The organism is Streptomyces sp. NPDC041713 (assembly GCF_055591085.1).
Genome location: NZ_JBVIZY010000001.1, coordinates 257622 through 279094, shown reverse-complemented (window position 1 = coordinate 279094; position 21473 = coordinate 257622). Strand labels below are relative to the sequence as shown.

Below are 21473 nucleotides of genomic sequence, written 5' to 3'. Positions count from 1 at the left end.
GGGGGCACCGGCGCGGCGACCCCGGCCCCGCCCCGGCCCCCCGGCCAGAAAAGATCACTCGTGCGGCCGCACCCCGCCCGGCTCATCTCAACGCGCGGGAGGCCCGCCCCCGTCGCACGATGCGAGACAGGACCGCCGTCCGACGGTCCGTACGGTCTGCGCTCTCGGGAGGATCTGCCATGACCGTCAGTCTGGAGCAGTTGCGCCGCTGCCATATCGCCGTCGACCTCGGAGCCGCGAGGACCCGGGTGTTCGTGAAGGGCGCGGGACTCGTCGTCGACGAGCCGAGCGCCGCCGCCGTCAACACCCGGACCGGCGCGCTCATCGCGGTCGGCCACTTCGCCGAGCAGATGACGGGACGTACGCCCGGATACATCCGGGTGGTCCGCCCCGTCTCCGGCGGCACCGTCGTCGACATCGAGATGGCCCAGCGGATGCTGCGCAACCTCATCGGCGAGAAGCTCCGCCGCGCCCTGCGCCGCAAGCCGCGGCTGCGCGCCGCCGCCTGCACCCCGCACGACGCCGACCCGCTGGCCCAGCGTGCCGCCATCGAGACGATGGTCGGACTCGGCGCGCGCCGGGTGGAACTGGTGGACACCCTCATCGCGGCGGCGGTCGGCTGCGGCCTGCCCGTGGAGCGCCCCGAGGCGACGATGATCCTCGTCTGCGGCGCCGCCACCACGCAGGTCGCGGTCCTCTCGCTCGGCGCGATCGTGACGGCCGAGCGGATCCCGGTGGGCGGCGAGGCCATCGACAACGCGATCGTGCAGCACCTGCGCCACCACCACGAGCTGATGCTCCCCTCCCAGTCCGTGCGCCCCCTGCAACTCGCCCTGCGCGGCAACGGCCTGACCCCGCACGGGCCGGAGTCGACGGAGATCCACGGCAGGGACGTCGCGACGGGCCTCGCCCGTTCCGTCCAGGTGGACACCGCCGCCGTCCGCGACGCCATCCACACCCCGCTCACCGCCGTACTCGACGGCATCGGCAAGGTGCTGCGCGACTGCCCGCCGGATCTGGTGGCCGACCTCGCCGACCGCGGCATCATGATGGTCGGCGGCAGCGCGCTGCTGCCCGGCCTGGACCAGATGCTGCGGGACGCGACCGGAATGCCCGTACATATCGCGGAACGGCCTGATGTGTGCGCCGTCATGGGACTCGGTGCGATGCTGGAGGGCAAGATCCAGCCGCTGGCCCTGGCTCCGCTCTCCGGCTGACGCCCTCGCCGGCCGGCCGGGCAGCCGCCTCCCCCGACCACGGAGTACGTCGTACGTGACCGAGATGCCCGACGGGACGGACGCGCCGCCGTCCGCGATGCAGCCACTCCTGGAGGCCGTCCTCGACGTGGGCACGGACCTCGAACTCCGCGCCACGCTCCAGCACATCGTGGACAGCGCGGCGCGACTGACCGGGGCGGGGCTCGGCACGCTCGGCGTCGACGCGCCCGGCCTCGACGGACCCGCCGAGCTCTTCGTGGCGGGCGGCCCCGCGCGTCACCCCGACGGGGTGCCGACGGTGAGCCCCGCCGCGACGGCGGACGGCACGGCGCTGCGGGTGCCGATCGAGGTCCACGACGAGCCGTTCGGCACGCTGCTCCTGGCGCACAAGGAGCGGGGCGGCACCTTCACGGACGAGGACCAGCAGCTCCTGAAGGTCCTGGCCAGCCAGGCCGGCATCGCGATCGGCAACGCCCGCCTGTTCGAGGCGGCCCGCCAACGGGAGCGCTGGATCGAGGGCGCGGCGGCGGTCACCACGGCCCTGCTCACGGGCGAGGCGGCGGCCGACGCGCTGATGACGGTGGCGGACCGGGCGAGGATCCTGGCGGGCGCGGCGGCGGGGGTGATCCTGCAGCCCACGGAGGCGGGCGGCATGCGGATCGTCGCGGCGGCGACGGACGGTGCGCCCCACGGCTGGGGCACGTCGGCGCGCGCCGCGTCGCCGGGCCACAACGTATGGACGCCGGCGCCCACGCGCAGCACCCCCACCCCAAAGGCCCCGGCCCCCGCCCCCGGTACCGGACCGACCCCGCCCCCCTCCCCCGGAGCCCCCGCACGCACCCCCTACCCCCCGTCCCACAACGACCTCATCGGCACCACCATCGAGCCCGGCAGCGCCGTGCTGGAGCAACTCCTCGGTGGTGAGCCCGTGTTCATCGAGGACTCGGCGACCGACGCCCGGATGACGACGCACGTGCGCGTCCGTTTCGGGCCCAGCATGATGCTGCCGCTGCAGGCCGGCGGCCGGCTCATCGGCACGCTCGCGCTGCCCCGCCGCCGCGGCGCGCCCGCCTACACGCCCGCCGAACGCCTGCTCGCCACCCAGTTCGCCTCGCAGGCCGCGCTCGCCCTCGTACTGGCCGACGCACAGCAGAGCCGGGAGCGCCTCGCGGTCTTCGAGGACCGCGACCGCATCGCACGCGACCTGCACGACCTCGTCGTCCAGCGGCTCTTCGCCACCGGCATGATGCTGGACGCGACCCGCAACAGGGCCCGGGCGACCACGGTCGAGTCCACCCTCGACCACGCCGTCGACGAGCTGGAGTCGACGATCCAGGAGGTCCGTACCGCCATCTTCGCCCTGCAGCAGCCCCCCGCCGACGCCCCCGCCACCTTCCGCGGCAAGGTGCTGCGCGAGACCGCGGGCGCGTCCGCGGTCCTCGGCATCCGGCCGTCGGTGCACTTCGCCGGCGCCGTCGACAACCGCGTCACCGAACCGACCGCCGGCCACCTCCTCGCCGCCCTGCGCCGCGCGCTGGCCGCCGCGTCGCGCCGCACCGGCGTCACCCGGGTCGACGTCGCGATCGACGCGAAGGCCACGCTGCCCGACAGCAGGGAGGGCGTACGCCTGACGGTGTACGACGACGGGGACACGGACGGCGTCGAGGCGGGCACGACGGTGACCTGGCAGGCGCCGTTGTCCCCCTGAGAGGACGTCAGAGCTCGACCACCGAGACCTCCGTGGCCTTCACGCTGGTCCACACCTCCGCCCCGTCCACGAGCCCGAGGTCGAGCGCGGCCTGCGGGGTGATCTCGGCGACCAGGTCGGGTGCCTCGGCCGAGGCGATCAGGACGCGCAGCCGGCTCCCGGCGGTGGTGATCTCCCGTACCGTCCCGGGCCAGACGTTGCGCGGGCTGCCCTCCGGCTTCTCGCGGTGCACGGACACCGCCTCCGGCGCGATGACCGCGAGCGCCGGAGCACCCGCCCCGGCCGTCGGCGGCTCGGCGACGACCAGGCGCCCCTCCCCCGCCAGGACCAGCGTGCCGTCGGCGTCGACCGTGCCGGGCCACGCGTTGCGGCCGAGCATCCGGGCCACCCACGGCGACCGCGGATGCCGGGTGACGTCGGCGGGCGAGGCGTCCTGCAACGTACGCCCGTCGTCGAGTACGAGGACCCGGTCGGCCAGCGACACCGCCTCGACGGGATCGTGCGTGACGATGAGGCACACCCCGCCGAACCCGTCGAGGTGGCGGCGGAGCGTGTGGCGGACGTGGGCGCGGGTGGTCTGGTCGAGCGCGGCGAGCGGTTCGTCGAGGAGCAGCAGCCGGGGCCGCGCCGCCAACGCCCGGGCGAGCGCGACCCGCTGGGCCTGCCCGCCGGAGAGCTGGGCGGGCCTGCGGTGCGCGAGGTGCCCGACGCCGAGCCGGTCGAGCCAGACCCGCGCCTCCCGGCGTGCCTCGGCCCGCCGCACGCCCTGCGCGCGCAGCCCGTACGCCGTGTTGCCCAGCGCGCTCAGGTGCGGGAAGAGGGCGCCTTCCTGCGGCACCCAGGCGACGCCGCGGCGGTGCGGCGGCAGCGCGGTGACGTCCCGTTCGCCGAGCCGCAACCGCGCGTGGGCGCGCGGGGTGAGCCCGAGCAGGGCGCGCAGCAGCGTGGTCTTGCCGGCGCCGTTGGGTCCGACCACGGCGATGGTGATGCCGGGGTCGACGTCGAGGGTGAGCTGGTTGTGACCGGTGACGTCGGCGTGCAGGGCCCACTGTTCGGCGGGCTCCGCGGCCTTCACGTCCGCCGAAGCCACCGAAGTCACCGAAGTCGCCGAAGCCACCGATGCCGGGGAGGCGGAGGCGAGCGCCGCCGCCGGATCGTCCCCGTCCGGGGAGTCGGCGGGCGCCGATCCCCGTACCCCTCGTACTCCCCGTACGCCCTGTCCGCGCACGGAGGCCCCCATCGTCCACCGCCCCCGCAGCCCGACGAGGACGGCCATCGCGATGGCGAGCAGGAGCAGCGACAGCGAGGTGGCGGCCTCCGGCGAGTCCTGGAGGAGCAGATACACCTGGAGCGGCAGGGTCTGCGTGGTCCCGGGCAGATTCCCCGCGAAGGTGATGGTCGCCCCGAACTCGCCGAGGGCCCGCGCCCAGGTGAGCGCGGCTCCCGCGACGAGTCCGGGGGCGACCATCGGCAGGGTGACGGTGAGGAACACCCGTACCGGAGAGGCCCCGAGCGACGCCGCGGTCTCCTCGAACCCGGGCCGCAGCCCGCCCAGCGCGCCCTCCAGGCTGATCACGAGGAACGGCATCGCGACGAAGGTGGCCGCGACCACCGCCCCCGAGGTGTGGAAGGGCAGCACGATCCCGAAGGTGTTCTCGAGCCAGGGCCCGAGGACCCCGCGCCGCCCGAACCCGAGCAGCAGCGCGACGCCGCCGACGGTGGGCGGCAGCACCATCGGCAGCAGTACGAGGGACCGTACGAGCGCCTTCCCCGGGAACTCCACCCGGGCCAGCAGCCAGGCCAGCGGCACCCCGAGCACGAGCGAGAGCCCGAGCGCCCAGCAGGAGACGAGCAGCGACAGCTTCAGGGCCTGGGTGACGCCGGGGGCGGTCAGATGCGTGCCGAGGTCGCCCCACTCGGTCCGCGCGAGGATGCCGACGAGCGGCATCAGCAGGAACGCGACGGCGAGCAGGGCGGGAACGGCGAGCGTGAACGGCGGCCGCGTACGGACGCGTGGACGTGAGCGTGAGCGTGTGCGGAGCATGGCGACTACGGCTTCTGGAAGCCCGCGTCCCGAAGGATCTTCTGCGCCTCGGGGGTGCTGAGCCACTTCACGAACGCGGCGGCGGCGTCAGCGTTCTTCGACCCCTTGAGGGTCGCGGCCGGGTAGGAGGCGACGGCGTTCTGCGCGTCGGGGATGTCGACGGCGTCGACCTTGTCGGTCGCGGTGGCGGCGTCGGTCTTGTAGACGATGCCGGCGTCGGCCTCGCCGAGCTCGACCTTGCTGAGCACGGACCGGACGTTGGCCTCCTTGGAGACCGGCTTCACGGAGACCTTCTGGGCGTCGAGGACCTGCTTGCTGTACCGCCCGACGGGCACGGTGTCGTCGGCGAGGACGACCTTGAGCTTGCTGTCGGAGAGGTCCTTGAGCGAGGTGACCTTCTCGGGGTTGCCTTCGCGGGTGGCGATGACGAGCCGGTTCTTGGCGATGATGTCGGGCTTGTTCGTCTCCCCCTTGAGCCCGTCCATGGTCTTGGTGTCGGCGGTGACGAGGACGTCGGCGGGCGACCCCTGCTCGACCTGCGCGGCGAGCTCCTGCGACCCGGCGGCGGAGACGGTGATGTCGGTGCCGGGGTGCTCCTTCTCGTACGTCTTCTCGGCGGTGGCGAAGACGTCGGTGAGAGAGGAGGCGGCGAGAACGGTGAGCTTCACGTCCTTGCCGCTGCCGCCCTCCTTCTTCCCGTCACTGTCGTCATCACTGCCACAGCCGGCGAGGGGCACGAGCAGGGCGGCGCTGACGACGACGGCGGCGGTACGGCGCACGGTGCGGGCGGAGAACTTCGGGGACATGAGAGGGCTCCTGGCGGATGGCGTACGGGGAGAGGCAGAGGGACGACGAAGAAGATCTACGGGGCCCACGAGGAATGGTGACCCCCGACCGATCGACCGCCCGGCGTCAGGCGCGATCGATGTGCACGTTGGTGGACTTCACGCGGGCGGTGGCCTCGACGCCGACCTCCAGGCCGAGCTCCTCCACGGCCTCCCGGGTCAGCAGCGAGACCAGCCGGTGGGGCCCGGCCTGGATCTCCACCTGAGCGGCGACGTCACCGAGCTTCACGGCGGTGACGATGCCGGGAAAGGCGTTGCGGGCGGTGGTGTACGAGACGTCCTCGTCCCCCGCGTCACCCCCGCTCCGCGCGAGCTCCACGGAGAACGCGGCGAGATCCCGCCCGTCGATGAGCCGCCGCCCGCCTTCATCACGATGCGTGACGACCCGACCGGCATCGGCCCACCGCCGAGCGGTATCAGGACTGACCCCGAGCAGACGCGCGGCCTGCCCAATCGTGTAGGACTGCATGTGCGCCACGATAGGGGCGATGGCCTCGCATTTGTAAAAGTTGAGAGAGAACTCCATCGCAAATGCGACCCGCCTTGGAGGAACACCCAACGCTCCCGTGGCGCGGGCGGGCCGGGCCGGCTGCGAGGGATCTCTACGTGAATCGCCCCGCACAGGTGCAGAACGCAAGAAACCCGCCCGAGGTGGGGGCGGGGCGGGGAGAGAAGGGAATGCGGGCTCGGTTCGTGCGGGACGAGCGCGGCCACGGGGGCCGGAGGCTTCCTCGCGAGCGCTCGCGCTCGCCCTGGTGCCACCCAAACGGGCGCCACCCGGAGGTTTGCGTCGTTGACGCAGGTGGAATCGTTCCTGCGCCCTAGCGCTGTGGTGGGGCGGGTGGGACTCGAACCCACGGCCGACGGATTATGAGTCCGCTGCTCTAACCGGCTGAGCTACCGCCCCTAACGGCGCGTCGCGCACATTTGTGCGCGCCGTCTGCCGCAGCATAGCCGCTCATACGATCTCCTGCTTCGGATGGTCGGCATCGCTCGACCATGAGGACCTCCGTGCTGCCCGCATGGTTCCACCAGGCGGGAAACCGGCGCGAAACAGGGCCGGATCAGGGCCGGATCAGGTGCGGATCAGCCGTGGATCAGGTGGGATCCGTGCACGAGCGGGCATGAAAAAGGACCCCCGAGGGGGTCCTCGGGGGTCCTTCGTACAGCTCTCCCGACTGGACTCGAACCAGTAACCTGCCGGTTAACAGCCGGCTGCTCTGCCAATTGAGCTACAGGAGACCGAGCTCCCCCGACTGGACTCGAACCAGTAACCTGCCGGTTAACAGCCGGCTGCTCTGCCAATTGAGCTACAGGGGATCGTCTCGTTTGCATCGAACGCACCTACCTGGGAACTCTCCGGGCGGCGGGCGTTCGCTGCGACACATACATTAGCGCAAGCAGGGGGGTGCTCCGCCAATCGGTATCCCCTCGGGCGATCAGCGGCGAGCGCCGGCACCGTGACGGCACCCCGTGACGGCAGACAGTGACAGAGCGACGCACGTGCGTAGCCGATGCAGCGGACGACGTAGACGTAGGAGAAGGGTGGCAGCCATGCGGTACCGGCTCACATTCGTGGTGGGACTGGCCCTCGGGTACGTGCTCGGGACCCGGGCCGGACGCGAGCGCTACGAGCAGTTGAAGAAGTCCGCCCGCGGGATCTCGCAGAACCCGGCCGTGCGCAACACCGTCGAGTCCGCGACCCAGCAGGGGCGCGAGGTCGCGGGCAAGGCGCTCCACTCGGTCTCCGAGAAGGTCGGGGACCGGATGCCCGACTCGGTCGCCGACCGGGTCCGTTCCCTGCGTGAACAGCGCGGACAGGGCGGCGTCGAGGACGACTGGGGCACCAGCAACACCTGACGGGAACACCTGACAGCGACACCTGACGGAACCGAGCGGTCCGCCGCGCGCGCCGCCCCGCCGACGAGGCCGGGCGGCGCGTTCCGCGTCCGACGGGGGGGCCAAGGGGGATCAGGCGTGGTCCCGCGGGATCACGAGAGCGAACACAGGTACGGGACACGGGTACGGGCCACGCCCCGCGGTGCGGCAGAATTCCCTCATGGGGATAGTCGCAGGGTTGGACAGTTCGCCCGATTTCACGCGCATCGTGGTCTGTGACACGGACACGGGCGCCGTACTCAAGCAGGGCTATGCCCCGCATCCGCTGGAGAGCGGCGAGGGCGGCTCGCGGCCGTCCGACGTCGATCCACAGGCGTGGCTGCTCTCCCTCGGCGAGGCGGCCGGCGGCGGGCTGCTCGAAGGGGTGCAGGCCATCGGCGTATCGGCCCAGCAGAACGCCCTCGTACCGCTCGACCAGCACGGCAACACCGTGCGGCCCGCCCTCGTCGGCAACGACCGCAGGACCCAGGTCGCCGCCGTCGACCTCGTCGACCGGCTCGGCGGACGCGAGGCATGGGCGCAGGCCGTGGGGTGCGTGCCCCGGTCCGCGGAGCCGGTGACGAAGCTGCGCTGGCTGGCGAAGACCGAACCGGATGCCGCGCGGCGGGTCTCCGCCCTCATGCAGGCCCCCGACTGGCTCGTCTGGCAGCTGCTCGGCCGGCCCGCCCGCCGGACGACCGACCGCGGCGGCGCCTCCGGCACCGGGTACTGGTCCGCAGCGACCGGCACGTACCGCCCCGACCTCGTCGAACTGGCCCTGGGCCACCAGGCGATGCTCCCCGAGGTGATCGGCCCCGCCGAGGCCGCGGGCACCACCCCCGAGGGGCTGCTGATCTCCGCGGGCACCGGCGAGACGATGGCCGCGGCCTTCGGGCTCGGCGTGCAGCAGGGCGACGCCGTCGTCTCGCTCGGGGCATCGGGCTCGGTGATGGCCGTGCACCACGAGGCGCTCGTCGACGCGCGGGGGATCATCACCTCACTGGCGGACGCCACGGGGCTGCATCTGCCGGTGGTCCACACGATGAACGCCGTACGGGTCCTGCGCGGCACGGGCGAGATGCTCGGGATCACCGACCTCGAAGAGCTCTCCGCGCTCGCCATGAAGTCCACGCCGGGCGCGCACGGGCTCGTACTCCTGCCCTACCTGGAGGGCGAGAAGACGCCCAACCTGCCGCACGCCGCGGGCACGCTGACCGGGCTGCGGCGCGAGTCGATGAAGCCCGAGCACCTGGCGCGGGCCGCCTTCGAGGGGATGCTGTGCGGGCTCGGCGACGCGCTGGACGTGCTGCGCGGGCGCGGGGTCGAGGTCCGGCGGGTCTTCCTGCTGGGCGCGGCCGCCGAGCTGCCCGCCGTCCAGGCCGCCGCGCCGATGCTGTTCGGTACGCAGGTCGTGGTGCCGCAGCCCGCGGACTACGCGGCGATCGGTGCGGCGCGGCAGGCGGCCTGGGCGCTGACCGGTCAACTGCCGTACTGGCAGGGGGCGGCGGCGCAGGTCTTCGAGCCGGGCGAGGAGCTCGCGGTGGGGCAGGCGGTGCGCCAGCAGTACGCGACGGTGCGGGAGCAGTCCCATCCGGGGGCCTTCGCCTCCTGACCCTCCGCGGGACGTCCCGTACGAAGATCCTTCAGTGGATCCACTTCTTTACCCGGGCTGAAATTTGACCCGGTCATGGGTTAATCGGTTGCACACCCACGGGTCGGGTGTCGCAGGATTGAGGGCCACCTCGCCCACCACCCTGCCGACACCCGACTCCTCGAGAGACCGAGCGTGCTCATAAGACTCCTGCGGACGTATCTGCGTCCGTACCAGAAACCCATCGCCCTGCTGGTGCTGCTGCAGTTCCTGCAGACCTGCGCCGCGCTCTACCTGCCCTCCCTGAACGCCGACATCATCGACAACGGTGTCGTCGAGGGAGACACGGGCTACATCCTCGCCTTCGGCGGCATCATGATCGCCGTCACCGTCGTGCAGATGATCTGCAACGTCGGAGCCGTCTACTTCGGCGCGCGGACCGCCGCGGCGCTCGGCCGGGACGTGCGGGCCGCCGTCTTCGACCGCGTGCAGTCGTTCTCCGCGCGCGAAGTGGGCCAGTTCGGCGCCCCGTCGCTGATCACCCGGACCACCAACGACGTCCAGCAGGTCCAGATGCTGGTCCTGATGTCGTTCACGCTGATGGTGTCGGCGCCCATCATGTGTGTGGGCGGCATCGTGATGGCGCTCGGTCTGGACGTGCCGCTCTCCGGGGTCCTCCTCGCCGTCGTGCCCGTCCTCGGCATCAGCGTGAGCCTGATCGTGCGGCGGCTGCGGCCGCTGTTCCGCACCATGCAGGAGCGGCTCGACACCGTGAACCGCGTGCTGCGCGAGCAGATCACCGGCAACCGCGTCATCCGCGCCTTCGTCCGGGACGAGTACGAGAAGGAGCGCTTTCGCAAGGCCAACGCCGATCTGACCGAGGTCTCGCTCGGCACTGGCAAGCTCCTCGCGCTGATGTTCCCGATCGTGATGACCGTCGTGAACCTCTCCTCGATCGCGGTGGTGTGGTTCGGCGCCCACCGCATCGACAGCGGCGGCATGCAGATCGGCGCGCTCACCGCGTTCCTCGCCTATCTGATGCAGATCGTGATGTCCGTGATGATGGCCACCTTCATGTTCATGATGGTGCCGCGCGCGGAGGTCTGTGCCGAGCGCATCGAGGAGGTCCTGGACACCGACAGCAGCGTGGTGCCCCCGGCCGCCCCGGTGCGCGAGCTGCGCAGCCACGGACACCTGGAGATCCGGGACGCCGGCTTCCGCTACCCCGGCGCCGAGGAGCCCGTCCTCAAGTCCGTCCACCTCGTGGCCCGTCCCGGCGAGACGACCGCGGTGATCGGGTCGACCGGCAGCGGCAAGTCGACGCTGCTCAATCTCGTGCCGCGGCTGATCGACGTCACCGAGGGCGAGGTCCTGGTCGGCGGCGTGGACGTGAGCACCGTCGAGCCCGCGCTGCTCGCGCGGACCGTGAGCCTCGTACCGCAGAAGCCGTACCTGTTCGCCGGCACCGTCGCCACCAACCTGCGCTACGGCAACCCCGACGCCACCGACGAGGAGCTCTGGCACGCGCTGGAGGTCGCGCAGGCCAAGGAGTTCGTCGAAGGCTTGGAAGAGGGCCTGGACGCGCCCATCTCGCAGGGCGGCACCAACGTCTCCGGCGGCCAGCGCCAGCGCCTGTCCATCGCGCGCACGCTCGTGCAGCGCCCGGAGATCTACCTCTTCGACGACTCGTTCTCCGCCCTCGACTACGCCACCGACGCGGCGCTGCGGGCCGCACTGGGCCGTGAGACCTCCGAGGCGACCGTCGTCATCGTCGCCCAGCGGGTGTCGACCATCCGGGACGCCGACCGCATCGTGGTCCTCGACGAGGGCCGGGTCGTGGGCACGGGCCGCCATCACGAACTGATGGAGAGCAACGAGACCTACCGGGAGATCGTGCTCTCCCAGCTGACGGAAGCGGAGGCCGCGTAATGCCCCCAGGTGGTATGGGCGGGCCCATGATGGGCCCCGACTCCCGGTCGATGAACTTCAAGGGGTCCGGCAAGCGGCTGCTCGCGCAATTCAGGCCCGAGCGGGCCACGATGTACGCGATGCTCGCCGCCGCCGTCGTGAGCGTCGCGCTCTCCGTGCTCGGCCCGAAGATCCTCGGCCGCGCGACCGACCTGCTCTTCGCGGGCATCGTCGGCCGTGACATGCCGGCGCGGGCGACGAAGGAACAGGCCCTCGACGCGCTGCGCGCCAAGGGCGAGGGCGGCATGGCCGACATGCTCTCCGGCGTCGACTTCACCCCCGGCGAGGGCATCGACTTCGGCGCGGTGGGCGAGGTCCTGCTGCTCGCGCTCGGCACCTTCCTGATCGCGGGCCTGCTGATGGCCGTGGCGACGCGGCTGTCGAACCGGGTGATCAACAAGACCGTCTTCCGGATGCGCGCCGACGTCCAGACGAAGCTGTCCCGGCTGCCGCTGTCGTACTTCGACAAGCGCCAGCGCGGCGAGGTCCTGAGCCGCGCCACGAACGACCTCGACAACATCAACCAGACGCTGCAGCAGACGATGGGGCAGCTCATCAACTCGCTGCTGACCATCATCGGCGTCCTGGTGATGATGTTCTGGGTCTCCCCGCTGCTCGCCCTGGTCGCGCTGGTCACCGTCCCGCTGTCGTTCTTCGTCGCGACGAAGGTCGGCAAGCGGTCCCAGCCGCAGTTCGTGCAGCAGTGGAAGACCACCGGCAAGCTGAACGCCCATGTCGAGGAGATGTACACCGGGCACGCCCTGGTGAAGGTGTTCGGCCGGCAGGACGAGTCCGCCGAGGCCTTCCGCGAGCAGAACGAGCAGCTGTACGAGGCCGGGTTCAAGGCGCAGTTCAACAGCGGTGTCATGCAGCCGCTGATGTTCTTCATCTCGAACCTGAACTACGTGCTCGTCGCCGTGGTGGGCGGCCTGCGGGTGGCCTCCGGGTCGCTGTCCATCGGTGACGTGCAGGCGTTCATCCAGTACTCGCGGCAGTTCTCGATGCCGCTGACGCAGGTCGCCTCGATGGCCAACCTCGTGCAGTCGGGCGTCGCCTCGGCCGAGCGGGTCTTCGAGATCCTCGACGCCGAGGAGCAGGAGGCCGACCCGGTGCCGGGCGAGCGCCCCGACCACCTCGAGGGCCGGGTCGCGATGGAGCACGTCTCCTTCCGCTACGAGCAGGACAAGCCGCTCATCGAGGACCTGTCGCTGGTGGTGGAGCCCGGTCACACGGTCGCCATCGTCGGACCGACGGGCGCCGGCAAGACCACGCTGGTCAACCTGCTCATGCGGTTCTACGAGGTGACGGGCGGCCGCATCACCCTGGACGGCGTCGACATCGCCGGGATGTCCCGGGACGAGCTGCGCACCGGGATCGGCATGGTGCTCCAGGACACCTGGCTGTTCGGCGGCACCATCGCGGAGAACATCGCGTACGGCGCGTCGAAGGACGTCACGCGCGAGGAGGTCGAGGAGGCGGCACGCGCCGCGCACGCCGACCGTTTCGTGCGGACGCTGCCCGACGGGTACGACACCGTGATCGACGACGACGGCACGGGCGTGAGCGCCGGCGAGAAGCAGCTCATCACCATCGCGCGGGCGTTCCTGTCCGACCCGGTGATCCTGGTGCTCGACGAGGCGACCAGCTCCGTCGACACGCGTACGGAGGTCCTCATCCAGAAGGCGATGGCCCGCCTCGCGCACGGGCGTACGTCGTTCGTGATCGCGCACCGGCTCTCCACGATCCGGGACGCGGACACGATCCTGGTGATGGAGAACGGCGCGATCGTGGAGCAGGGCACGCATGACGCGCTGCTGGCGTCCGAAGGGGCGTATGCGCGGCTGTACGCGGCGCAGTTCGCCCAGGCGGTCGCCGAGGTGGACTGAGGTCAGTCCAGGTAGCCCCGCAGCTGGTCGGCGAAGGCATGGTCCCTCAGTTTGTTGAGGGTCTTCGACTCGATCTGCCGGATCCGTTCGCGCGTCACGCCGAAGATCCGGCCGATCTCCTCCAGCGTGCGGGGCCTGCCGTCCGCGAGGCCGTAGCGCAGCTGGACGACCTTGCGCTCGCGCTCGCCGAGCGTGGAGAGGACCGCTTCCAGGTGCTCGCGGAGGAGGAGGAACGCCGCCGATTCCACGGGGGACGTGGCGTCGCCGTCCTCGATGAGGTCGCCGAGCGCGACGTCGTCCTCCTCGCCGACGGGCGCGTGCAGCGAGACGGGCTCCTGCGCCAGGCGCAGCACCTCGCTGACGCGCTCGGGCGGCAGGTCCAGATGGGCGGCGACCTCCTCGGGCGTGGGTTCGTACCCGCGCTCCTGGAGCATGCGGCGCTGGACGCGTACGACGCGGTTGATGAGCTCCACGACGTGCACGGGCACGCGGATGGTGCGGGCCTGGTCCGCGAGGGCGCGGGACATGGCCTGCCGGATCCACCAGGTCGCGTACGTCGAGAACTTGTAGCCGCGGGCATAGTCGAACTTCTCGACGGCCCGGATCAGTCCGAGGTTCCCCTCTTGGACGAGGTCGAGCATGGTCAGGCCGCGGCCCACGTACCGCTTGGCGACGGAGACGACCAGGCGGAGGTTGGCCTCGATGAGGCGGCGCTTGGCCATCCGACCCACGACGACCAATTTGTCGAGGTCCAGAGCGAGTTGGGAGTCGAGGTCGGGGGTGTTGCTCAGCTTCTCCTCGGCGAAGAGACCGGCTTCGACGGCGCGGGCCAGCTCGACCTCCTCCGCCGCGGTGAGCAGCGGGATCCGCCCGATCTCGCGCAGGTACTGGCGGAACAGGTCGGAGGAGGGGCCGCCGGCCTCGGCGCGGCTGCGCGGCGCCGGCAGCTCCAGGGTCTCCGGCGCGAGCGCCTCGGGGGCGTCGGGGGCGTCGGCCGCGTCGGGGGCGTCAGCCGCCTCCGGGGCCTCGGCGGCCTCCGGGGTCGTCTCGGCGGCCTCCGGGGCCGCGTCCGGTGTCGCCGCCGTGTCCGGTGTGCCCGGCGCCTCCGGATGCCGGCTCCCGCGGCTCTGCGGTGGCACCGACTCCAGGACGCCGGATTCCGCATCCGCGCGCGCGGCGGTGTCGGTCTGGGTGAGGGTCTGGGTCTGCACGGGGGCGACCTCCAGGGTGATCGCAGCTGAGGCGTGCGGCAACGGGAGAGGGACGACGGCCTCGCCGCTGTCCGTCCCGGACACGATGTGTGGAACCGCGGGGGTGTCGGACCCGCTGTCTGCGGGTCGGCCGCGCTCCGAGGACTCAGGCACCGGAACCCAGTGTGGGGCACGACACACGGCCGCCACGAGGGGCGTGCGGTGACTTTTTGAGTCCGGTCCGTGACCGCTCGGTTACCCGCCGGGTAACCCGGGGGCCCGGGGCGAATCCCCGGGGAACCTCAGGGACCGTTCTCCGGGACGGCCTCGGGGACCGTTCTCCGGGACCGCCTCGGGGATTCCCCTCAGAGCGCGTCCGCGCCGCGCTCGCGCAGCGCCCGGCCGTACTGCTGCAGGACCCACAACTCGTTCTGCACGGCGGCCAGATGCTGCGGGTCGCCGCCCGCGCCGAGCCGGGCGAGGCTGCCCTGGACGTCCCGGATGCGGCGGTCGACGGCGCGCAGCCGGACCTGCACGAGCTGCATGCCCGCGTACATCTCGTCGACCGTCTTGCGCAGGATCGCCTCGACGGCGAGCTCGGTGACCATGGAGCGGACCGCGTCGTCGGGCGCCGCCTCGCGGACGCGCACGAGGTACTCCTGGGGGTCCTGCACGCCGTACTCCGCGCCGCCCGCCTCCTCGATGGCGCGGCGCACCGCGGCGTAGGGCGGGGCGGTGAACTCGTCCATGCCGTACGCGTCGAAGGCCGGGGAGACCAACTGCGGGTACTGCAGGGCGAGTTTGATCAGCTCGCGCTCGGTGCGGTGGGCGGGGCTGCGGAGGTTGAGCGCGGGGCCGCTGAAGCCCTGGGGTGCGCTCTCGTACGCCGGTGAGGTGCGCTGGGGGGCCGGGGCGGGGCCGCGGCCGCCGCGGTCGCGGGCCCAGCGGGCCAGCTGGGCGACGCGCTTGACGACGAACTGGGTGTCGAGGATGCCGAGCATGCCGGCGAGCTGGACGGCGACCTCGTGCTGCGCGCCGCTGTTCTTGATGCGGGCGACGACGGGCGCGGCCTCGTCGAGGGCGGCGGCGCGGCCCGCGGGGGTCTCCAGGTCGTACCGGGAGACGATCTGGCGCAGCGCGAACTCGAAGAGCGGGGTGCGGGGTTCGACCAGGTCGGCGACGGCCGCGTCGCCCTTGGCCAGGCGCAGGTCGCAGGGGTCCATGCCGTCGGGGGCGATGGCGATGTACGTCTCGGCGGCGAACTTCTGGTCGTCCTCGAAGGCGCGCAGGGCGGCCTTCTGGCCGGCCGCGTCACCGTCGAAGGTGAAGATCACCCGGGCCGAGCCGTTGTCCATCAGAAGGCGCCGGAGGATCTTGATGTGGTCGCCGCCGAAGGCGGTGCCGCAGGTCGCGATGGCGGTGGTGATGCCCGCGAGGTGACAGGCCATCACGTCGGTGTAGCCCTCGACGACGACCGCGCGGCTGGACTTGGCGATCTCCTTCTTGGCGAGGTCGATGCCGTACAGGACCTGGGACTTCTTGTAGATCGCCGTCTCGGGCGTGTTCAGGTACTTCGGGCCGTTGTCGTCGTCGCGGAGCTTGCGGGCGCCGAAGCCGACCACGTCGCCGCCGATGTCGCGGATGGGCCACATCAGGCGGCCGCGGAAGCGGTCGATGGGGCCGCGGCGGCCCTCCTGGGAGATGCCGGAGAGGGTCAGCTCCTTGTCGGTGAAGCCCTTGCCGCGCAGATAGCGGGTGAGGTGGTCCCAGCCCGCGGGGCTGTAGCCCACGCCGAAGTGCGCGGCGGCGGCCTGGTCGAAGCCGCGCTCGGCGAGGAACTTGCGGCCGATCTCGGCCTCGGGGCTCTCCAGCTGGTCCACGTAGAACTGCGCGGCGATCTTGTGGGCCTCGACCAGGCGGATGCGCTCGCCGCGCTGGTGGGCGGGGTTGTACCCGCCCTCCTCGTAGCGCAGCGTGATGCCCGCCTGGGCGGCGAGGCGCTCGACCGTCTCCGAGAAGGTGAGGTGGTCGATCTTCATCACGAAGGCGATCGTGTCGCCGCCTTCCTGGCAGCCGAAGCAGTGGAAGAGACCCTTGCTCGGGCTGACCTGGAAGGACGGGGACTTCTCGTCGTGGAAGGGGCACAGGCCCTTGAGGTTTCCGCCCCCGGCGTTGCGCAGCTGGAGGTAGTCGGAGACCACGGCGTCGATCGGGACCGCGTCCCGAACCGCCTTCACGTCTTCGTCATTGATCCTGCCTGCCACGTAGGAATACTACGGGGCACCTGTGACACTCCTGCCCGGCCGGTCACCCCAGGAGCGACGTCAGGGGGGTCGACGGGTCCGCGAGGGCGTCGGTGCCGGGGCGCCTGCCCTCCCGGATCAGTTGCTGGATCGGCTCCGTGACGTCCCACACATTGACGTTCATGCCCGCGAGGACCTGCCCGTCGCGCAGCCAGAAGGCGATGAACTCGCGCTTGCCGGTGTCGCCGCGGACCACCACCTGGTCGTACGTGCCCGGGGGCGCCCAGCCGGAGTACTCCAGGCCGACGTCGTACTGGTCGGAGAAGAAGTAGGGCACGCGGTCGTAACTGACCTCCTTGCCGAGCATCGCGCGGGCGGCGGCGGGTCCGCCGTTGAGGGCGTTGGCCCAGTGCTCCACGCGCAGGCTGGTGTCGAACAGCGCGTGGCGCACGGAGGCCACGTCGCCCGCCGCGTAGATGTCGGGGTCCGAGGTGCGCAGGGAGGCGTCGACGGCGATGCCGCCGCCGTCCGCGCGGTCGGCCAGGTCGAGGCCCGCGGACTCGGCGAGGGCCGTGCGGGGGGCCGCGCCGATCGCGGCGAGCACGTCGTGCGCCGGGTGCTCCTCGCCGTCGTCGGTGCGGGCGGCGAGGACCATGCCGTCCTGGCCGGTGATCTCGGTGAGCCGGGCGCCGAAGTGGAAACGGACGCCGTGCTCGGCGTGCAGGTCGGCGAACATCTGGCCGACCTCGGGGCCGAGGACGGCGTGCAGCGGGGTCGGCTCGGGCTCGACGACGGTGACCTCCGCGCCGTACTCACGGGCGGCCGCGGCGATCTCCAGGCCGATCCAGCCGGCGCCCGCGATGACCAGGTGGCCGTTGTCCCTGCCGAGGGAGGCCAGGACGTTGCGGAGCCGGTCGGCGTGGGCGAGCCGGCGCAGGTGGTGGACGCCCGCGAGGTCGGTGCCGGGGACGTCCAGGCGACGGGGTTCGGCGCCGGTGACGAGCAGGAGCTTGTCATAGCGGATGACGGTGCCGTCGCCCAGGCGCACGTTCTTGGCGGCGCGGTCGATGGCGACGACGGTCTGGCCGAGGTGCAGTTCGACGTCGGCCTGCGCGTACCACCCCGGTTCGTGGACGAAGACGCTGTCGCGCTCCTCCTTGCCGAGGAGATAGCCCTTGGACAGGGGCGGACGCTCGTACGGGTGGTCGCGCTCGTCACCGATGAGGATCACCCGTCCGGTGAACCCTTCGGAGCGGAGCGTCTCGGCCGCCTTGGCGCCGGCCAGCCCTCCTCCGACAATGACGAACGTCTGATCCGCGTCGACCACTTGATGCCTCCTTGCCCGGGGTACCGGGGATGTCCCCCGGAAGAACACAGACTTGCCACTCGGTCTTGCCGCCACAGGGAGCGTCCCGCACGGAGCGTGATGCGGGAAGGGGGCGTGGCCCCGACTGGCCACATTCCGTCACCCCCTGTGGTCACTCCATGGTCACTTACCGTCGTTCCGCCGGGACACGGCCCACGGCTTCGCCGTCATCCGCGTGTGCAGGGCGCGGGCCGCCGCGTCGGTGAGCGACGCGATCTGGTCGATCACCACGCGGCGGGCGGCCCGGTCGTCGGCCGCCGCGTCGTACAGCGCGCGGAACTGGGGGTCGAGGCCGTCGGGGGCGCGGGCGGTGAGCGCCTCGGCGAGCTCGGCGACGATGATGCGCTGGTCCGCGCGGAGCCGCTCCTGGGCGGGGCGCTGCATCACATAGCGGTCGGCGACGGCCTTGAGGACCGCGCATTCGTGGCGCGCCGCGCGGGGGACGACCAGCTCGGCCGCGTACCGCGTGAGGGGCCCCGTGCCGTACCGCGCGCGGGTGGCGGTCTCCGCGGCCAGACAGAAGCGGCCGATGAGCTGGCTCGTGGCGTCCTTCAACCGGGCCTGGGCGACGGCCGATCCGTCGTACCCGTGCGGCCACCACTCCTGTTCCAGGAGGCGGTCGAGGGCCTGGGCGAGCTCTTCGGGGTCGGTGTCCTCGGGGACGTAGCGCCCGATCGCGACGGCGTAGATGTCCTGGCGCTCGGGCTCGGCGTGCAGCGCGTTGGGATCGATGTGCCCGGCGTGCAGGCCGTCCTCGAAGTCGTGGACCGAGTACGCGACGTCGTCCGACCAGTCCATGATCTGCGCCTCGAAGCAGGTGCGGTCCCCCGGCGCCTGGCCGCGCACCCAGTCGAAGACCGGCCGGTCGTCCTCGTAGACGCCGAACTTGGCGGAGGCCGGGTCGCTGGGGTGGCCGCCGCGCGGCCAGGGGTACTTGGTGGCGGCGTCCAGGGCGGCGCGGGTGAGGTTGAGGCCGACGCTGACCAGTTCGTCGCCGCCGCGCGCGCGGACGAAGCGCTTGGGCTCGATGCGGGTGAGGAGCCGGAGCGACTGGGCGTTGCCCTCGAAGCCGCCGCAGTCGGCCGCCACGTCGTTCAGCGCCTGTTCGCCGTTGTGCCCGAACGGCGGGTGTCCCAGGTCGTGCGAGAGGCACGCCGTCTCCACCAGGTCGGGGTCGCAGCCCAGGGCGGCGCCCAGCTCGCGGCCCACCTGGGCGCACTCCAGAGAGTGCGTCAGCCGGGTGCGGGCGCTGGCGTCCCAGGCCTGGCTGCGGGTGCCGGGCGTGACGACCTGCGTCTTCCCGGCGAGGCGGCGCAGCGCGGCGGAGTGCAGCACCCGCGCGCGGTCACGCTGAAAGGCCGTGCGCCCCGGCCTCTTGTCGGGCTCGGCGGCCCACCGGTCGACGGCTGCCTCGTCGTAGGCGCTGTAGACGCTGTGAGCGGTGCGGTCCTCGGGTCGCGCGTGCGGTGCTGTGCCTTCCATGCACCGACAGTAGACGCAAGCAGTGACAAACAGGGATCTGGCCCCGGTGATTCCGGCCTGCGTCAGACACCGCTGAGACGGCGTTCCCGGGCCGGTGCGGGAGCGGTGCGTGCCTGGTCGTAGCGGTGCAGGACGAGCCGGGCGAGCGCCGGGTGCGCGCCGAGCGGGGCTGCCGCGAGCCGGGGGGCGGCGGCCGCGCTCTGGGCGGCGAAGCGGCCCGGCGCGGTGAAGTACGAGGCGACGGCGGCCCGTGTCCGCCCCTGCGCGGCGAGGGTGTCGAGCGCCTGCGGCACGCTGCGGGCGCAGGCGGCGGTCGGGGCGGCGTATGCGGGGACCACGGGGACGCCGATGCGTTCGGCGAGCAGGGCGGCGGCGGTCTCCGTGTCGGCGGCCGACTCGGGGTCGCGGGAGCCCGCGGCGGCGAGGACCACGGCGTGCCGGCGGCGCTCGCGCGCGCCCATGTTCCGCGCGGGCCAGCCCGCCTGGACGAGCCGGGCGTGCAGCGCGTCGGCGAGCAGCGGGTGCGGTCCGAGCGCGGCGGCGACGCGGGCGTCGACCGAGGCGGCGTCCGCGGCCGCTTCGGGTATGTCGCGCTTGACGTGCTGGCCGCGGCCGAGGAGCAGGGGGACGAGGACGGCGGCCTCGTGGGCCAGCGTGTCGAGGGTGTCGGTGAGCAGTGGCTCGTTCAGTTCGATGTGCCCCAGCCGGACGGCGAGACCGGGGCGCTGCTCGCGGACGCGCTCGGCGAGGGCGGTGACGGTGGTGAGGGCGCGGGGGTCGCGGCTGCCGTGGGCGACGAGGACGAGGGTGGGGCGGCGGGGTCGGGTATCGCGGTAGGGGTTGCCGGACGCGTGGTGAAGAGGGTTCGACGGCGTCATGGACCGAGGATGGCCGGGGGATGTTGCCGGGGCGTTGCGCGGTGGTGACGGCAGTTTTCCCGGCGCTCACGGCGGGCGGCGGGGCGCGGTCAGGGGTGGGCCCAGGGGCGGGGTGGGGACGGCGTGGGGGCAAGGTCGGGGGCGGGATCGGGGTCATCTCCGGGTTGTTTCGGGGGCGGGAGGCGCTGACGCGGCGGGTGGCGGCGTTTACGGTTGTGGCAGTGATCGGGTCGGGGGGATCCGGTGGGTACGGGGCACGGGGGCGGATGACGGTGGAACGGCACGGGGAACGGGAACGGGCGCAGGAACGGGAACGGCGGGGATGGGCGCGGAGGTTGCGGGCGCGGTGGTTGCGGGCGCGGAGGTTGCCGGGGTGGCGGACGCACAGGCCGGCCTGGCTGCGCATGCCCCGCACCCGCACGGAGCGGCGGCGGACCGTGCAGGCCGTGATGGCCCTGTGCGTGCTCGCGCTGTCCCCCGCGACCTGGCTGTTCGTGACCACGGACGACAAGGTCGGCACGGTCGAGGACGCGCCACGCTCCCGGGTCGCCATGGTCTTCGGCGCGGGGCTGTGGAAGGGCGAGCCGTCGCCGTACCTGGCCCACCGGCTCGACGCGGCGGCCGAGTTGTACCGCAAGGGCCGCATAGAGGTCGTGCTCGTCACGGGCGACAACAGCCGTGAGGACTACGACGAGCCGGACGCCATGCGCGCGTACCTGAAGAAGCACGGCGTGCCGGGGCGCCGGATCGTGAGCGACTACGCCGGGTTCGACACCTGGGACTCCTGCGTCCGCGCGAAGAAGATCTTCGGCGTGGACCAGGCGGTGCTGATCAGCCAGGGGTTCCACATACGCAGGGCGGTCGCGCTGTGCGACGCGGCAGGCGTCTCGTCGTACGGCGTGGGGGTGGACGCGGTGCACGACGCGACCTGGTACTACGGCGGCGCGCGGGAGGTCTTCGCGGCGGGCAAGGCGGCGCTCGACGCGGCGTTCCGGCCCGACCCGCACTTCCTGGGGCGCCAGGAGCCGGGCGTGGAGCGGGCGTTGGCCTCGCGCCGCTGAGCGGGGGCCGGGCGGGCGTGGGCGGTGGCCCTGGCCGGGGCCGGTTCCGGGTCCGTGCCCTCGCCTCTACGGGAGGCCCGGACCTGATGGCCCTCGCCTGTACGGAGGGCTCGGGA

General features: G+C 72.4%; 15 protein-coding genes and 3 tRNA genes. 7 read left to right on the top strand and 11 right to left on the bottom strand.

The window, feature by feature from the left end; translation table 11 throughout:
• Positions 1-179: 179 nt before the first annotated feature.
• Both mreB and ACZ6CV_RS01205 read left to right on the top strand, forming a co-directional pair.
• Positions 180-1217 (top strand): rod shape-determining protein MreB, encoded by a 1038-nt coding sequence (gene mreB, locus ACZ6CV_RS01210; RefSeq protein ID WP_469248646.1) that lies wholly within the window; start codon positions 180-182, stop codon positions 1215-1217.
• Positions 1218-1281: 64 nt separating this feature from the next.
• Positions 1282-2925 (top strand): GAF domain-containing protein, encoded by a 1644-nt coding sequence (locus tag ACZ6CV_RS01205; protein WP_469249582.1) that lies wholly within the window; start codon positions 1282-1284, stop codon positions 2923-2925.
• Between the two features lie 7 nt (positions 2926-2932).
• Here ACZ6CV_RS01205 and ACZ6CV_RS01200 read toward each other — a convergent pair whose 3' ends face one another.
• The 6 genes from ACZ6CV_RS01200 to ACZ6CV_RS01175 form a co-directional block, all read right to left on the bottom strand.
• Entirely contained in the window at positions 2933-4969 is a 2037-nt protein-coding gene (locus tag ACZ6CV_RS01200; RefSeq protein ID WP_469248644.1) for an ABC transporter permease, read from the bottom strand.
• A gap of 5 nt (positions 4970-4974) precedes the next feature.
• Entirely contained in the window at positions 4975-5775 is an 801-nt protein-coding gene (modA, locus tag ACZ6CV_RS01195; protein WP_469248643.1) for a molybdate ABC transporter substrate-binding protein, read from the bottom strand.
• Positions 5776-5881: 106 nt separating this feature from the next.
• Positions 5882-6283, bottom strand: a complete 402-nt coding sequence (locus tag ACZ6CV_RS01190; RefSeq protein ID WP_355808665.1) for a TOBE domain-containing protein — start codon at positions 6281-6283, stop codon at positions 5882-5884.
• A gap of 361 nt (positions 6284-6644) precedes the next feature.
• A tRNA-Ile gene (locus ACZ6CV_RS01185) sits at positions 6645-6721 on the bottom strand.
• Between the two features lie 262 nt (positions 6722-6983).
• Positions 6984-7056, bottom strand: a tRNA-Asn gene (locus tag ACZ6CV_RS01180).
• A gap of 5 nt (positions 7057-7061) precedes the next feature.
• Positions 7062-7134 (bottom strand) — tRNA-Asn (locus ACZ6CV_RS01175).
• Positions 7135-7368: 234 nt separating this feature from the next.
• On the opposite strand from ACZ6CV_RS01175, the gene ACZ6CV_RS01170 reads away from it, so the two are divergent.
• The 4 genes from ACZ6CV_RS01170 to ACZ6CV_RS01155 all read left to right on the top strand — a co-directional run bounded on the left by ACZ6CV_RS01170 (position 7369) and on the right by ACZ6CV_RS01155 (position 13137).
• Positions 7369-7674 carry a YtxH domain-containing protein gene (locus ACZ6CV_RS01170; RefSeq protein ID WP_469249581.1) on the top strand — a complete coding sequence of 102 codons (306 nt, stop codon included), beginning with the start codon at positions 7369-7371 and terminating at the stop codon, positions 7672-7674.
• A 199-nt stretch (positions 7675-7873) separates the two neighbouring features.
• The gene (locus ACZ6CV_RS01165; protein WP_362367313.1) at positions 7874-9304 is read left to right on the top strand and encodes an FGGY family carbohydrate kinase; all 1431 of its coding nucleotides are present in this window, start codon (positions 7874-7876) and stop codon (positions 9302-9304) included.
• A gap of 174 nt (positions 9305-9478) precedes the next feature.
• Positions 9479-11212 (top strand): ABC transporter ATP-binding protein, encoded by a 1734-nt coding sequence (locus ACZ6CV_RS01160; RefSeq protein ID WP_469248640.1) that lies wholly within the window; start codon positions 9479-9481, stop codon positions 11210-11212.
• A 26-nt stretch (positions 11213-11238) separates the two neighbouring features.
• Positions 11239-13137: an ABC transporter ATP-binding protein gene (locus tag ACZ6CV_RS01155; RefSeq protein ID WP_469248638.1), complete on the top strand. Its 1899-nt coding sequence runs from the start codon at positions 11239-11241 to the stop codon at positions 13135-13137.
• Between the two features lie 2 nt (positions 13138-13139).
• Here the strand turns inward: ACZ6CV_RS01155 and ACZ6CV_RS01150 are convergent, their stop codons facing one another.
• From ACZ6CV_RS01150 to ACZ6CV_RS01130, 5 genes are all read right to left on the bottom strand, one after another.
• A complete protein-coding gene (locus tag ACZ6CV_RS01150; protein WP_469248636.1) occupies positions 13140-14501 on the bottom strand; it encodes an RNA polymerase sigma factor in 1362 nt (453 codons plus the stop codon).
• 191 nt (positions 14502-14692) lie between these two features.
• Entirely contained in the window at positions 14693-16591 is a 1899-nt protein-coding gene (gene dnaG, locus ACZ6CV_RS01145; protein WP_469248635.1) for a DNA primase, read from the bottom strand.
• Between the two features lie 43 nt (positions 16592-16634).
• A complete protein-coding gene (locus ACZ6CV_RS01140; RefSeq protein ID WP_469248632.1) occupies positions 16635-17897 on the bottom strand; it encodes an NAD(P)/FAD-dependent oxidoreductase in 1263 nt (420 codons plus the stop codon).
• A 162-nt stretch (positions 17898-18059) separates the two neighbouring features.
• A complete protein-coding gene (locus ACZ6CV_RS01135; RefSeq protein ID WP_469248630.1) occupies positions 18060-19418 on the bottom strand; it encodes a deoxyguanosinetriphosphate triphosphohydrolase in 1359 nt (452 codons plus the stop codon).
• Positions 19419-19480: 62 nt separating this feature from the next.
• The gene (locus ACZ6CV_RS01130; protein ID WP_469248629.1) at positions 19481-20296 is read right to left on the bottom strand and encodes a sirohydrochlorin chelatase; all 816 of its coding nucleotides are present in this window, start codon (positions 20294-20296) and stop codon (positions 19481-19483) included.
• 404 nt (positions 20297-20700) lie between these two features.
• Between ACZ6CV_RS01130 and ACZ6CV_RS01125 the strand changes: the two genes are divergently transcribed.
• Positions 20701-21357, top strand: a complete 657-nt coding sequence (locus tag ACZ6CV_RS01125) for a SanA/YdcF family protein (protein WP_355808634.1) — start codon at positions 20701-20703, stop codon at positions 21355-21357.
• The last annotated feature ends 116 nt before the right edge of the window (positions 21358-21473 follow it).

Excerpts from the sequence above, each read along its gene's own strand:
- ACZ6CV_RS01130 (WP_469248629.1), bottom strand. The coding sequence starts at position 20,296 with ATGACGCCGTCGAACCCTCTTCACCACGCGTCCGGCAACCCCTACCGC.
- modA (WP_469248643.1), bottom strand. The coding sequence starts at position 5,775 with ATGTCCCCGAAGTTCTCCGCCCGCACCGTGCGCCGTACCGCCGCCGTC.
- ACZ6CV_RS01135 (WP_469248630.1), bottom strand. The coding sequence starts at position 19,418 with ATGGAAGGCACAGCACCGCACGCGCGACCCGAGGACCGCACCGCTCAC.
- mreB (WP_469248646.1), top strand. The coding sequence starts at position 180 with ATGACCGTCAGTCTGGAGCAGTTGCGCCGCTGCCATATCGCCGTCGAC.
- ACZ6CV_RS01200 (WP_469248644.1), bottom strand. The coding sequence starts at position 4,969 with ATGCTCCGCACACGCTCACGCTCACGTCCACGCGTCCGTACGCGGCCG.
- ACZ6CV_RS01170 (WP_469249581.1), top strand. The coding sequence starts at position 7,369 with ATGCGGTACCGGCTCACATTCGTGGTGGGACTGGCCCTCGGGTACGTG.
- ACZ6CV_RS01125 (WP_355808634.1), top strand. The coding sequence starts at position 20,701 with ATGCCCCGCACCCGCACGGAGCGGCGGCGGACCGTGCAGGCCGTGATG.
- ACZ6CV_RS01205 (WP_469249582.1), top strand. The coding sequence starts at position 1,282 with ATGCCCGACGGGACGGACGCGCCGCCGTCCGCGATGCAGCCACTCCTG.
- ACZ6CV_RS01155 (WP_469248638.1), top strand. The coding sequence starts at position 11,239 with ATGATGGGCCCCGACTCCCGGTCGATGAACTTCAAGGGGTCCGGCAAG.
- ACZ6CV_RS01165 (WP_362367313.1), top strand. The coding sequence starts at position 7,874 with ATGGGGATAGTCGCAGGGTTGGACAGTTCGCCCGATTTCACGCGCATC.
- ACZ6CV_RS01190 (WP_355808665.1), bottom strand. The coding sequence starts at position 6,283 with ATGCAGTCCTACACGATTGGGCAGGCCGCGCGTCTGCTCGGGGTCAGT.